At 72.7% G+C, this 12956-nt stretch carries 8 protein-coding genes and 3 pseudogenes; 6 read left to right on the forward strand and 5 right to left on the reverse strand.

Translation table 11 applies throughout. The features are described from left to right. The first annotated feature begins 64 nt into the window (after nucleotides 1-64). The 4 genes from Phou_RS09985 (at nucleotide 65) to Phou_RS10000 (ending at nucleotide 5808) form a co-directional block, all read left to right on the forward strand. On the forward strand, nucleotides 65-1318 hold the full coding sequence (locus Phou_RS09985; protein ID WP_173055559.1) for an FAD-binding protein: 1254 nt from the start codon (nucleotides 65-67) through the stop codon (nucleotides 1316-1318). A 20-nt stretch (nucleotides 1319-1338) separates the two neighbouring features. Further along, on the forward strand, nucleotides 1339-1782 hold the full coding sequence (locus Phou_RS09990; RefSeq protein ID WP_371872098.1) for a nitroreductase family deazaflavin-dependent oxidoreductase: 444 nt from the start codon (nucleotides 1339-1341) through the stop codon (nucleotides 1780-1782). Nucleotides 1783-1869: 87 nt separating this feature from the next. After that, nucleotides 1870-3048: an FIST signal transduction protein gene (locus Phou_RS09995; protein WP_173055561.1), complete on the forward strand. Its 1179-nt coding sequence runs from the start codon at nucleotides 1870-1872 to the stop codon at nucleotides 3046-3048. A gap of 282 nt (nucleotides 3049-3330) precedes the next feature. Further along, the gene (locus Phou_RS10000; protein WP_173055563.1) at nucleotides 3331-5808 is read left to right on the forward strand and encodes a putative bifunctional diguanylate cyclase/phosphodiesterase; all 2478 of its coding nucleotides are present in this window, start codon (nucleotides 3331-3333) and stop codon (nucleotides 5806-5808) included. Here the strand turns inward: Phou_RS10000 and Phou_RS10005 are convergent. The 5 genes and pseudogenes from Phou_RS10005 to Phou_RS55410 form a co-directional block, all read right to left on the reverse strand. Beyond that, nucleotides 5770-6264, reverse strand: a complete 495-nt coding sequence (locus tag Phou_RS10005) for a DUF3291 domain-containing protein (protein WP_218578928.1) — start codon at nucleotides 6262-6264, stop codon at nucleotides 5770-5772. The two genes, Phou_RS10000 and Phou_RS10005, sit on opposite strands and share 39 nt — an antisense overlap. Before the next feature lie 7 nt (nucleotides 6265-6271). Then, nucleotides 6272-6925 (reverse strand): helix-turn-helix transcriptional regulator, encoded by a 654-nt coding sequence (locus Phou_RS10010; RefSeq protein WP_173055567.1) that lies wholly within the window; start codon nucleotides 6923-6925, stop codon nucleotides 6272-6274. Nucleotides 6926-6963: 38 nt separating this feature from the next. Then, a pseudogene (locus Phou_RS10020) lies at nucleotides 6964-7658 on the reverse strand (alpha/beta fold hydrolase). Nucleotides 7659-7689: 31 nt separating this feature from the next. Further along, nucleotides 7690-9274, reverse strand: a pseudogene (locus tag Phou_RS55405) (DNA translocase FtsK); the annotation flags it as partial. 170 nt (nucleotides 9275-9444) lie between these two features. Beyond that, nucleotides 9445-10147, reverse strand: a pseudogene (locus tag Phou_RS55410) (DNA translocase FtsK 4TM domain-containing protein); the annotation flags it as partial. Between the two features lie 261 nt (nucleotides 10148-10408). Here Phou_RS55410 and Phou_RS10030 point away from each other — a divergent pair. Both Phou_RS10030 and Phou_RS10035 read left to right on the forward strand, forming a co-directional pair. Next, on the forward strand, nucleotides 10409-10846 hold the full coding sequence (locus Phou_RS10030; protein ID WP_173055573.1) for a type III secretion system chaperone family protein: 438 nt from the start codon (nucleotides 10409-10411) through the stop codon (nucleotides 10844-10846). Nucleotides 10847-11092: 246 nt separating this feature from the next. Next, nucleotides 11093-12910 (forward strand): HSP90 family protein, encoded by a 1818-nt coding sequence (locus Phou_RS10035; RefSeq protein ID WP_173055575.1) that lies wholly within the window; start codon nucleotides 11093-11095, stop codon nucleotides 12908-12910. The last annotated feature ends 46 nt before the right edge of the window (nucleotides 12911-12956 follow it).

The following is a 12956-nucleotide window of genomic DNA, read 5'->3' on the forward strand; positions in this document are numbered from 1 at the left end:
GGTACCGGTCCCAGCAGCGGAAGCACCTGAGGCGTCCGTACCGGAAGTGCGAGACGATCGAGAGGTGAGCGAGCAGATCAGCAACTGGGCCGGCAATGTCACCTTCACCGCGACGCGCCTGCACCGCCCCACGACCGTGGCGGAGCTTCAGGCGCTCGTCGCCGGCGCGGAGCGGATCCACGCGCTCGGCACGGCCCACTCCTTCAGCCGGGTGGCCGACTCCCCCGGCGACCTCGTCACGGTGGCCGGGCTGCCGCCGGTGATGGACGTGGACACGGCCGCCGGCACGGTCACCGTCTCGGCCGGCCTGCGGTACGGCGAGCTGGCGCCCTACCTGAACGACAAGGGGTACGCGCTGCACAACCTCGGCTCGCTGCCGCACCTGTCGGTGGCCGGGGCGTGCGCGACCGGTACGCACGGGTCCGGCATGCGCAACGGCGGGCTGGCCACGGCCGTCACCGCGATGGAGCTGGTGACGGCCGGCGGCGAGGTGGTACACGTCCGTCGGGGCGACGACATCTTCGACGCGGTGGTGGTGGGGCTCGGCGCGTTCGGCGTCGCCACGCGGCTCACCCTCGAGCTGCAGCCGGCGTTCGAGGTGGAGCAGTACGTGTACGACGACCTGCCATTCACCGCGCTCCGCGAGCACTTCACCGAGGTGATGGCCGCGGCGTACAGCGTGAGCGCCTTCACCGACTGGGCCGGCCCGACGATCCGCAACATCTGGGTCAAGCGCCGCGTCGACGAGCCGCTCCCGCCACCGGAGCGGTGGCTCGGCGCGGTGCGCGCGGACGGCCCCCGCCACCCCGTGCCCGGCATGCCCGCGGAAAACTGCACCGAGCAGCTCGGCGTGCGCGGCCCGTGGCACGCGCGGCTGCCGCACTTCCGGCTGGAGTTCACCCCGAGCAGCGGGGAGGAGCTGCAGACGGAGTACTTCGTGGCGCGCGAGGACGCGGTGGCCGCGCTGGAGGCGCTGGACGGCGTGCGGGACCGGATCGCGCCGGTGCTGCAGATCTGCGAGATCCGCACGATAGCGGCCGACCGGCTGTGGCTCAGCCCGTCCTATGGGCGCGACAGCGTCGCCTTCCACTTCACCTGGGTCAAGGACGCCGCCGCGGTCGCGCCGGCGGTGGCGGCGATCGAGGAGCGGCTGGCCCCGTTCGGCGCGCGCCCGCACTGGGGAAAGGTCTTCGCGATGGCGCCCGAGGTGGTCGCCGAGCGCTACCCGCGCCTGCGCGACGCGGCGGCCCTGGCGCGCGCCCGCGACCCGCACGGCACCTTCCGCAACGAGATGCTCGACCGCTACCTGAACGGCTGAAAGGCGCTAGCATCCCCGGAGTGACGGACATCGATGTTGATCACCCACTCGACCCGCCCGCCGGCAGCTGGCAGGAAGAGCACCTGAGCCGCTACGTGCGCACCGGTGGCGAGGACGGACATATCTGGAACGGCGCGCCCACGCTCCTGCTCACCACCCGCGACCGCGAGCTGGGGCGGGCCCGCCGCACCGGACTGATCTACGGCCGCGACGGCGATCGGTACCTCGTGGTCGCCTCCGCCGGCGGGCGGGCGGAACACCCCATCTGGTACCAGAACCTCTCGGCGGATCCCGAAGTGCTCGTGCAGGTCTTCGACGAGCGGTTTCCCGCGCGGGCACGGTCCGCGGACCCGGACGAGAAGCCCCGCCTCTGGCAGATCATGACCGGGATCTGGCCGGCCTATGACGACTACCAGGCGCAGACCGAGCGCGAGATCCCACTGGTGATCATCGAACGTGTCTAAGTGATCACAGAGGGGTACCCGCAACCCCAAGGGAGTGTGCGAAGATACGTCGTGTTTACCCAGCGTGACCAAGGGTCCACTCCGACAGTGACCGCACCGCGCCAGCTCACCGGCGTCGGCGCGAGTGAGCTGGCCGACTCGCGGGAGGCCGGCTACGCCGCCGCCTCGGCCGCCGCGGCAAGCCTGGCGGGCGCGCCGGCCACCCTCGTCATCGTGTTCACCTCGGTCCGCTACGACCTCGGCGAGCTGCTCGACGGCGTCCGCGCGGTCACCGGCACGGCACCGCTGGTGGGCGCCTCGTCCAGCGGCCACTTCCACGACGGCGTGCTGGTCGAGCCGGGCGAGGGCGTGGTGGTGCTGGTGCTCGGACCCGGGCCGTACCGGTTCGGCGTCGCCTCGGCCACCGGCCTGCGCGAGGACGCGTTCGCCGCCGGTCGGGAGATGACCCGCGCGGCCCGCGCCGCCGCCGGTCCGGAGCGGCTCGCGCACGCGGCGATCATCCTGCTCTCCGACGGGCTCGCCGGCCACCAGCAGACGCTGCTCAGCGGCGTCCACCGGGTGGCGGGTGCGTCGGTGCCGGTGGCCGGCGGTGCGGCCGGCGACGACCGGCGGCTGGAGCGGACCTTCGTCTTCCACGACGGCGAGGTGCTGACCGACGCCGCGGTGGCGGTGTGGATCGACTCGCCCCACCGCCTCGACGTGGTGGTGGCGCACGGCTGGCGGCCGGTGAGCCTCCCGCTGCTTGTCACCCGCGTCGACGGCACGGTGCTGCACGAGATCGGCGGGCGGCCGGCGCTCGACGCCTTCCGCGAGCACTTCCCGCACGGCGAGGAGGTGGAGCGCGCCCTGCGGTACGCGCCGGTGGACGGCTGGCCGCGCTCGCACGCGCTCGGGCTGATCGAGCCGGACGGCACCCAGCTGGTCCGCGGGGCGTACCTGGACGAGGAGGGCCAGGTCCACACGTTCGCGCCGCTCCCGCCGTACTCCGCGGTCCAGATCATGGCGTGCGAGCCCGACGACCTGCTGGAGGTCGCCGACGGCATCGCGTCCGGCGCGGTCTCCGGGCGCGAGCCGGGCGTGCTGCTTGTCTTCAGCTGCGTCGCCCGCTTCGACATCCTCCGCGACCGCGGCGCCGAGGAGGCCCGTCGCCTGCAGGCGGCGGCCGCCAGTGTGCCCACGTTCGGCTTCTTCACCTACGGCGAGTTCGCCCGCACGACAAGCGTCGCCGGCTACCACAACGCCACGGTGGCGGCGATAGCACTGTGAGAAAGCGAGCTGGCGCGGCGGCGCCTGGACGGAGCCGGCCCGCCGACGAAGTCGGGGTTTCGGGCCGGCGGAGGAAGGCGTCGCCTTCAGCGCCGCGCGAGCGAGCGAACCCGGAGTTGCTGTGAGAGAGCCGGGCGGGGGATTGAGCAGGTTGCGGCGCTGCGAAAGCAGCTGGACGAGGCGTCCAGCGCGGTTCGCGAGGCGTACCGGGACACGACGCGCCTGATCCGGCTGCTCGCGGCCGTCGGCCAGCCGTCCTCGCCGGAGGAACTGACCGACCGGATGCTGCAGGTCCTCTCCGACGTGTTCTCCGCGGACGTGACGATGCTCGCCCACGTCGCGCCGCCGCAGATGGTCGTGCACCACTCCTGCGGCCTGGCCGAAGACGACCCGGCGCACGGCACGGGCTGGAGCCTGCCCGCGGAGGCCGCCGCGCTGCTCGGCCGGGCGGGGGTCGCCACGCTGGGCGCGACGGGCGCGGAGGCGATGCCCGCGCCGCTGGCCGCGCTCGGCACCCGCTTCGCGGTGTGGATCCCGCTCGACCTCACCGCCGACCCGGGCGACGTGCTGGTGCTGTGCCGGAGCACGGGCGAGGAGTTCACCCAGCTCGACCTGCAGGTGCTGGCGTCGGTGACGCACCGGCTGCGGATGGCGCTGCGCGAGCGCGAGCAGAGCGCGGTCATGGCCCGCCTCGCCCAGTCCGGCCACCTGCTGGCCCGCCACCTCGACCTGTCTCCGCTGCTCGACGAGGCCGCCACCCTGCTGCGCGAGCTGACCACCGCCGACGACGCCTGGGTGATCACCGTCCGCGACGGCCGCGCGGTGCGGCAGGCGCACAGCGGTGTCGACGACACGCTCGAGCCGGGCGACTGGCTGCCGGGGTGGGAGGAGGTGTGCCGCGGCACGCCGTACACGCTGCTCGACGGCCACCGGCGCCTCATCTGCGTGCCGGTGATGCGCGACGGCGAGCCGTGCGCGCTGCTTTACGCGGCCCGTTCGCTGCCCCGCCCGATGACCGGCGAGGCGGTCGAGATCCTCGCCGTGTTCGCCAACTACGTGGCGGCCGCGATCAGCAACGCCGAGCTGTACCGCGCGCTCGGCCAGAGCGAGTCGTCGCTGCGCCTGATCACCGACTCGATCAGCGACCTTGTGGCGATGGTCGGCCCGGACGGCCGCTTCGCGTACGCCTCGCCCTCGCACGGTCGGGAGCTGGCCCGCGAGCCGGACCGGCTGGTGGGGAGGCGGGTGACCGACTTCGTCCACCCCGACGACCGCGAGCGGCTGGAGAGCGCGCTGGCGGGTGCCGCCTCCGGAGACAAGGTGGAGTACCGGCTGCGCACCGGCTCAGGCCACTGGACCTGGGTGGAGAGCGCGCTGCGCCCGGCACCGTCGGCCGGCGGCACCGTGGTGCTCTCCTCGCGCGTGATCGACGACCGCAAGCGGCTGGAAGACGAGCTGCGCCTGCGCGCCACCCACGACCCGCTGACCGGGCTGGCCAATCGCACGCTCGTGGCGCAGCGGCTGACCGAGGCGCTGGCCGACGCCGAGGGCGCCGGCCACGTGGGGTTGCTCTTCTGCGACCTCGACAGGTTCAAGGCGGTCAACGACCGGCTCGGTCACGAGGCCGGCGACGACCTGCTCAAGCAGGTGGCCGCCCGCCTGCGGCACAGCCTGCGCCCCGGCGACCTGCTCGGACGGTTCGGCGGCGACGAGTTCGTCGTGGTGCTCGACGGCGTGGGTGACCTCGCCGACGTCGCGCAGGTCGGCCGGCGGGTGGCCCGCGCGCTGGACGACACGTTCCGGCTGCACGACGAGCCGGTGCGCATCTCGGCGAGCGTCGGCGGTGTGCTCGGCGTGCGCCGCCGTACCACGGCGAGCGCGATGCTCCGCGACGCCGACGCCGCCATGTACGCGGCCAAGGACCGCGGCCTCGGGCTGATCGAGGTGTTCGACGACGCCGCGTCGAGCCGTTCGCTGGACCGGCTGGGGCTGCGCTCCGACCTGCTCGGCGCGCTGGAGGGCGACCAGTTCGCGGTGCACTACCAGCCGATCTGCGACCTGGGCAGCGGGCAGGTGGTGGCGTTCGAGGCGTTGCTGCGGTGGACGCATCCGCAGCGCGGGCCGGTGCCGCCGGACGTGTTCATCCCGCTCGCCGAGGAGACCGGCGCGATCGTCCCCATCGGACACTGGGTGCTCGAGCAGTCCTGCCGCGAGCTGGCCCGGTGGGGTGCGATGGGCGCGAAGCGGATCCGGGTCAACGTCAACCTGTCGCCGGTGCAGCTGCAGCAGCCGCACCTGGCCCGCGAGCTGCTCGACATCGTGCAGCGCTCCGGAGTGGACCCCGGCGACGTGTGCCTGGAGGTGACCGAGCACAGCTACCTGCGCGAAGACGTCACCGAGAGCGCGGCGGTGCTGCGCACGGCCGGGCTGCACTTCGCGCTCGACGACTTCGGCACGTCGTACTCCAGCCTCAACTACCTCAAGTGGTTTCCGATCGACCTGCTCAAAGTGGACCAGTCGTTCGTCGGCGGGGTGGCGGCCAGCGACACCGACCGCGGCATCGTGCGGGCCGTGCTGGCGATCGCCGACTCGCTGCGCCTCGGCGTGGTGGCCGAGGGCGTGGAGACCGAGGAGCAGCGGGCCGCCCTGCTCGCGCTGGGTTGCCCGCTGGGCCAGGGCAACCTGCTGTCCCCGCCGCTGACGCCGGACGCGGCCGCCGAGCTACTGGCCGGCGACCGCCACTCGCTCGCCGCCTCCTGAGGCCGAGGGCATCGGGTACGGCTCGCGGAGCGTGAACGCCTCCGGGCCGGGGCCATCGCGGTCGAGCAGCGCCAGCCGCTCGCGCGCCTCCCGCAGCGTCGGCACCGTGCCGGCCGGCACCCACCACAGCACGAGGTGCGAGCCGAGCGCCTGGTGCGAAAACCACTCCCGGCGGCGGCGCAGCTGCTCCAGGTGGGTGGCGTCGCGGTACGTGAAGTCGCGCAGCGCCTCGACCGACTCCCAGACCGACATGTTCACCATCAGGTCGGGCCCGAACGGGCGCAGGGCGGTGGCGTCGTCCGCACCCTCCCCGACGAGCCGCCACACGAAGCCGGGTGCGGCGTCCGCGCGTGCGTTGATGAGCGCGAGCTCGTCGACGAAGCCCGCCATGGAGGGGTCGTCGAGCGGCGCGCGGGGATAGGCGACGTTGAGCTGGGCCAAGTGATATTCGCTCACGGCCGTACTATAAATCATCGCTCTTGTTTTTAGAAAGGCTCACGCAGCAGTGGTCCGGCACCGGATCCAGCCGGGCCGACCAGCCCTCCGCGGCGGCGCCCTCCAGCACTCCCTCGACGAGCGCCAGGTTCATGCCGCAGACCAGCGGCGGGAAGCGCTGGGCGAGCTGGTGGAAGGGGCAGTTGCGCAGGCGTACCAGCGAATCGTCGGTCTCGGGCTGGTAGCCGCGGCCGGCGAGCACCTCGACGGGGTCGGCGCCCACCCCGGCGGCCGCTCCCGCCTCCCGCCCGCGCCGGCGGGCGACGTCGTAGGCCGCCGCGTCGGCGCCGGCGCGCTCGATGCCCTCGGCGAGCAGCTCGGCGGCGGACAGGTAGGACCGCGGCGGCACGCTCACGGCACGCTCGCCGGCCGCCCGCCGGTAGAGCTTCGCGGGCCGCCCGGCACCCGGCCCGGAACGCCCGCTCCGCCGCGCGAACGACACCTCCAGCAGGCCGGCGTCGACGAGCTTGTCGAGATGGAACGCGGCGAGCGTGCGGCCGACCCCGAGTGCCGTGGCGACCTCGTCCCGCCCCAGCGGCTCGGCGCCGGCCTCGGCCACCACCTGGTACGCCGACCGCCGCACAGGGTCGGTCAGCAGCGCCAACGCCTCTAAATCCTCCACAAATTGACAATAGAGGGTGCGAGGCCCCTTGCGGCAGGTCAGGCGTTGGCCGCCGCGGTCGCGAGCAGCCGCGCGAGCTCGTCCGGCCGGGTGAGCATCGGCCAGTGTCCCGAGTCGATGTCGACGAGGTCGAGGTGCTTGGCCTTGGCCAGCTCGGGCGCGTCACCGCCGTCGATCCATCCGCGCGCCTGCTCCGGCGTGAACTCGGGGCACACGACAAGCACCGGCACGTCGTACCGCCGCTCGTCGGTCAGCCGCACCACGCCGCGGGCCACGGCCTCGGGCACCGGGATGGCGGCGGCGGCGAACCGCTGCCTGGCCTGCTCGTCGAGGTCGGCGGCGTCCGCCCCTCGAACGGGCCCCAGCCGGGAAAGGGCATGGCGCCTGCCTCGATCGGGAGGAAGTCGGCGTAGACCTCCCCGTCGCCGGACGGGAAGCCGCCGATGAGCGCGACCGTGGCCACCCGCTCGGGCCGTGCGTCGGCGGCCAGCCAGGCCAGCGTGCAGGCGGCCGAGTGCCCCACCACCATCGGCCTTCCGGACGCCGAGTCGACGGCGGCGAGCACGGCCGCCACCTGGTCGTCGAACGTCGCGGAGCCGGATCCGTCGCCCTGTCCCGGGAGGGTGAGCGGGATGGGGCGGTGGCCGAGCGGCTCGAGTGCGGAGGCGACACCGTCCCAGGCGGATCCGTCGAGCCAGAGGCCGGCGATCAAAACAATGTCCATGGCCGTCACGCTAGAACGGGTTCCGGACGTTTCGCTTCCGCTACTCGGGACGGAGCTGGGCCAGCGCCTCTTCCAGCTCGTCGGGCTTGACGAGCACGTCGCGCGCCTTGGAGCCCTCGCTCGGGCCGACGATGCCTCGGGTCTCCATCAGGTCCATCAGGCGGCCCGCCTTGGCGAAGCCGACCCGCAGCTTGCGCTGCAGCATCGAGGTCGAGCCGAACTGCGAGGTGACGACGAGCTCGATCGCCTGCACGAGCAGGTCGAGGTCGTCGCCGATATCCTCGTCGATCTTCTTCTTCGGGTCCTGCACGGGGCCAGCACGTCCGGCCGGAACTCCGGCTCGCGCTGGTCCTTGCAGAACTTCACCACGTCGGTGATCTCGGACTCGTTGACCCACGCGCCCTGGATGCGGATCGGCTTCGAGGCACCCATCGGCAGGAACAGGCCGTCGCCGCGGCCGATCAGCTTTTCCGCGCCGGGCTGGTCGAGGATGACCCGCGAGTCGGCCAGCGACGAGGTCGCGAACGCCAGGCGGGACGGCACGTTGGCCTTGATCAGGCCGGTGACGACGTCGACCGAGGGGCGCTGGGTGGCCAGCACCAGGTGGATGCCGGCAGCGCGGGCCAGCTGGGTGATCCGGACGACCGAGTCCTCCACGTCGCGCGGCGCGACCATCATCAGGTCCGCCAGCTCGTCGACGATGACCAGCAGGTACGGGTACGGGCGGATCTCCCGCTCGCTGCCCGGCGGCGGCTTGACCTGCCCGCCGCGTACCTTGCGGTTGTAGTCGTCGATGTGGCGCACGCCGGCGGCGGCCAGGTCGTCGTACCGCATGTCCATCTCGCGGACGACCCAGTCGAGCGAGTCGGCGGCCTTCTTCGGGTTGGTGATGATCGGCGTGACGAGGTGCGGGATGCCCTCGTACGCGGTCATCTCCACCCGCTTCGGGTCGATCAGGATCAGCCGCACCTCGTCCGGCGTCGCGCGGGTCAGGATCGAGACGAGCAGCGAGTTGAGGCAGGACGACTTGCCCGCACCGGTCGCGCCGGCGATCAGGATGTGGGGCATCTTCGCCAGGTTGGCCACCACGTAGCCACCCTCGATGTCCTTGCCGAGCGCCACCAGCATGGGGTGGTGGTCGGACGTGGCGGCGCGGGACCTGAGCACGTCGCCGAGCGCCACGTCTTCGCGGTCGGAGTTGGGGATCTCCACCCCGACCGCGCTCTTGCCCGGAATCGGGCTGAGGATCCGCACATCGGGGGACTTCACCGCGTACGCGATATTGCGCGACAGCTGCGTGATCCGCTCGACCTTGACGCCGTGGCCCAGCTCCACCTCGTACCTGGTGACCGTCGGCCCGCGGGTGAAGCCGGTGACCGCCGCGTCCACGTCGAACTGCTCGAACACGCCCTGCAGCGCGGCGATGACCTCGTCGTTTGCCTTGCTGCGGCTCTTGGCCGCCGCACCCTGCTTGAGCAGGTTGGGCGGGGCAGCTTGTAGTCGCCGGCCATGCCGGTGATGGCCAGCTGCTCGGCGCGGGTCGGCGGCGGCGAGTGCTCGGGCGGCTCGACGACCTTGCGGGCGGCCGGCACCGAGGCCGGTGGCTTGCGGGGCAGGAGCACCGTGTCGTGGACGATCTCCTCCTCGCCCGGCTCCCCGGACTCCTGGGGGTCGTCGGCCTTGCTCGCCACCCGGCGGCGGCTGCTGGACCGGCGCCGCACCGGCGGGGCCTCTTCCTCCTCTTCCTCCACCTCGTCTTCGTCGTCGGAGGAGGGCGGCAGCGGCCGGCCGAGGAGCGAGCCGACGAGCAGGCCCAGCCGCTCGGGGACCTTGTTGATCGGGGTAGCCGTGATCACCAGCAGGCCGAAGAGGAGCAGCAGGACGAGCAGCGGCATCGCCACCCACTCGGTCACCGCCCGCTCGAGCAGGCCGCCCACGCCGGCGCCGATCAGCCCGCCCGCGTAGTCGCGCTGGGCGTTGTCGATCGGGTCCTGCGCCAGGTGCAGCAGGCCGGCCGCGGACAGGATGAGCGCGGACCAGCCGACCAGGCCGCGGCCGCGGTGCTCAGGGTCGCTCTGCTCGCGCATGAGGCGGATCGCGGCGACCAGCAGCAGCAGGGGCAGCGCGGCGGCGATGGCGCCGAGGAAGAGCCGCACGGAGTCGGCCACCCGCTCACCGACCGGTCCGGCGCCGGAGAACCAGACGGCGACACCGGTCAGGATCGACAGGCCCAGCAGAAGCAGGCCGCCGCCGTCACGGCGGTGCTCGGGGTCCAGCTCGCGGGCGGTGGCGGCTTGGCGGCCGACGCCCCGGACCAGCCATCCGACGCTGTGTGCGAGGCCCATCCAGACCGCACGGACACCGCGGCCGACCAGAATGGCCGGGCTGGTCGTCGAGGTGCGGCGCCGGGTGCGGGAGGTCTGCCGGGCGCGACCACTCGCGGCGCGAGCGGTGGACGCGCCGCGCCGCCGACTCGCCTGGGTCGCGCGGCCAGCCATAGGCCCTAGGATCACACGGTAGCCACAAGGTACGACGGAAGCGCGCCCGGGGTGGCGTGTCATTTTTGGGCGCGGCGCCGGGCTGGTTGGGGGCCCAGCGGCGGGTTGGCCGGCTCGATCCAGGCGGGACATCTCGCGCCCGGGGGCTTTGATCCGGCGTTGGCACCGCCGTCGTATCGTGCCCCGGGGACTTGGGCACCGCTCGCCACGCGGTGAGCGACACCGGAAGACTGCAGCCACATCCGAAGGGACATTTCTCGCATGCCATCCGACGGCGAGGTGCAGACCCTCGCGCCGCTCACCAACGAGCTGATCGCGCAGGTGTTGAGCGCCCGCGAATACAACTTCGGCACTGACGACGACGGCGATATCGGCGGAATGTGGGACGACAACCTCATCTGGTTCTTCCGCCGCGGCTCCCAGGGCGAGATGCTCCAGGTGCGCACGCTCGCCGCGACCGAGTTCACCGTCGACGACGTGCCGCGCCTCTACGCGTTCTGCAACGAGTGGAACCACGACCGCCTGTGGCCGAAGGCGTTCGTCCACGTCAACGACGACGGCACCGTCCGCGTCTTCGGCGAGGTCACCACCGACCTCGAGCGCGGGGTCTCCCACCACCAGCTCGACCAGCTCATCGGCTGCGGCATCTCGACCGGCTGCCAGCTGGCCGAAGCCGCCGCGAGTCTGAAGGCACCGTGAGCGAGCGAGTTGGCGCGGCGGCGTCTGGACGGAGCCACCCCGCCGACGAAGTCGGGGTTTCGGGGTGGCGGAGGAAGACGTCGCCTCCAGCGCCGCACGAGCGAGCGAACCAGGGGGCACAGTGAGCGAGCGAGTTGGCGCGGCGGCGTCTGGACGGAGCCACCCCGCCGACGAAGTCGGGGTTTCGGGGTGGCGGAGGAAGACGTCGCCTCCAGCGCCGCACGAGCGAGCGAACCAGGGGGCACAGTGAGCGAGCGAGTTGGCGAGCATCGCTTCCAGGTTGACCTTCGCGGCGTGGTCGACCTGCTCAGCCACCACCTGTACGCGAGCCCGCGCGTCTTCGTACGCGAGCTGTTGCAGAACGGCACCGACGCGATCACCGCGCGTCGCGCCGCGGACCCGGAGGCCCCGGCCGGCCGCGTGGTCATCGAGCCGCTGCCCGGCGGCGCGCTGCGCGTGACCGACAACGGCATCGGGCTCACCGAGGCGGAGGTGCACACGTTCCTGGCCAGCGTCGGGCGCACCTCCAAGCGCGACGACCTGGGCTTCGCCCGGCAGGACTACCTCGGCCAGTTCGGCATCGGCCTGCTGTCCTGCTTCATGGTCGCGGACGCGATCGAGGTGGTCTCCCGCTCGGCCAAGGGCGGTGACGCGGTCAGCTGGACCGGGTACTCCGACGGCCGCTACACGGTCGGCACCGCCGAGGCCGCGGAGGTCGGCACGACGGTCACCCTCCGCCCGCGCACCGGCGCGGAGCACTGGCTGACCCCGGCCACCGTGCGCGAGCTCGCGTCGTCGTACGCCCACCTGCTGGATGTCGAGGTCACCGTCGGTGGCGAGCGGATCACCGAGCCGCAGGCTCCGTGGGAGGTCACCTACGACGATCCGGAGGTACGCCGCGCGGCGCTCCTGGAGTACGGCGCGAAGCTGCTCGGCAGCCGCCCGATGGAGGTCATCGACCTCGGCGTGCCCGAGGCGGGGCTGCGCGGCGTCGGCTTCGTGCTCGCCTCGCCGGCCCAGGTCGGGCAGGGCGGCCACCGCGTGTACCTCAAGCGCATGCTGCTCAGCGAGGACGCGTCCAAGCTGGTGCCGGAGTGGGCGTTCTTCGTGCGGTGCGTGGTCGACACGAGCATGCTGCGGCCGACCGCGAGCCGCGAGGCGCTGTACGAGGACGATCTGCTCTCCACGGTGCGCGTCGGGCTCGGCGAGCAGATCCGCACCTGGCTGCTGGACCTGTCGGTCAACGACCCCGACCGGCTGGCCGCGTTCCTGCGCGTGCACCACCTGGGCGTCAAGGCGCTCGCGGTGCGCGACGACGAGATGCTCAAGCTCGTCGACGCGTGGCTGCCGTTCGAGACGAGCCGGGGCACGATGCCGCTTCGGGTCTTCCGCCGCGGGCTGTCGATGATCCGGTACGTGGAGACGGTCGACGAGTTCCGCTCGCTGGCCGCGATCGCCAGTGCCGCCGGCACGCCGGTGGTCAACGCCGGCTACGCGTACGACACCGAGATCCTGGAGCGACTGTCCAGGGTGGACACCGAGGCGCGGGTGCGCCGCCTCGACCCCGGTGAGCTCGCCGCGCGGCTGGACCCGCTGCCGCCGGGCCAGGAGGCGCTGGTGGCACCGTTCCTGGAGACCGCGCGGGCGGTGCTGCGCGAGCTGGACTGCGTCCCGCAGATCCGCCAGTTCGACCCGGTGACGATGCCCGCCCTGTACGTGATGAGCCAGAAGGCGCGCACCCAGGACACCGTGCGGCGCAGCATCGAGGCGGTCGACGAGCTGTGGTCGGACGTGCTCTCGGCGTTCAACGACGTGACCGTGGAGCACCGGCCGGAGCTGGTCTTCAACTGGCGCCACCCGCTGATCCGGAAGATCACGTCGTACCCGCCGGGGCCCGCGCTGCGCCACGCCGTCGAGGCCCTGTACGGGCAGGCGCTGCTGGCCGGCCACCACCCGCTGCGCGCGGTCGACACGGCGGCGCTGAACCGGTCGTTCCTGGCGTTGCTGGATCGCGCCTTCACCGACATTCCTTCGCTTCCCTCGTCTGATCCGGAGAAGACATGAGCGAGCTTGCGAGCGAATCATCTGACCCAGCGATTCTGTGGCGGCG

Source organism: Phytohabitans houttuyneae (assembly GCF_011764425.1).
In the GTDB taxonomy this organism is placed as follows: domain Bacteria; phylum Actinomycetota; class Actinomycetes; order Mycobacteriales; family Micromonosporaceae; genus Phytohabitans; species Phytohabitans houttuyneae.

Excerpts from the sequence above, each read along its gene's own strand:
- Phou_RS10000 (WP_173055563.1), top strand. The coding sequence starts at position 3,331 with ATGCTGCAGGTCCTCTCCGACGTGTTCTCCGCGGACGTGACGATGCTC.
- Phou_RS10030 (WP_173055573.1), top strand. The coding sequence starts at position 10,409 with ATGCCATCCGACGGCGAGGTGCAGACCCTCGCGCCGCTCACCAACGAG.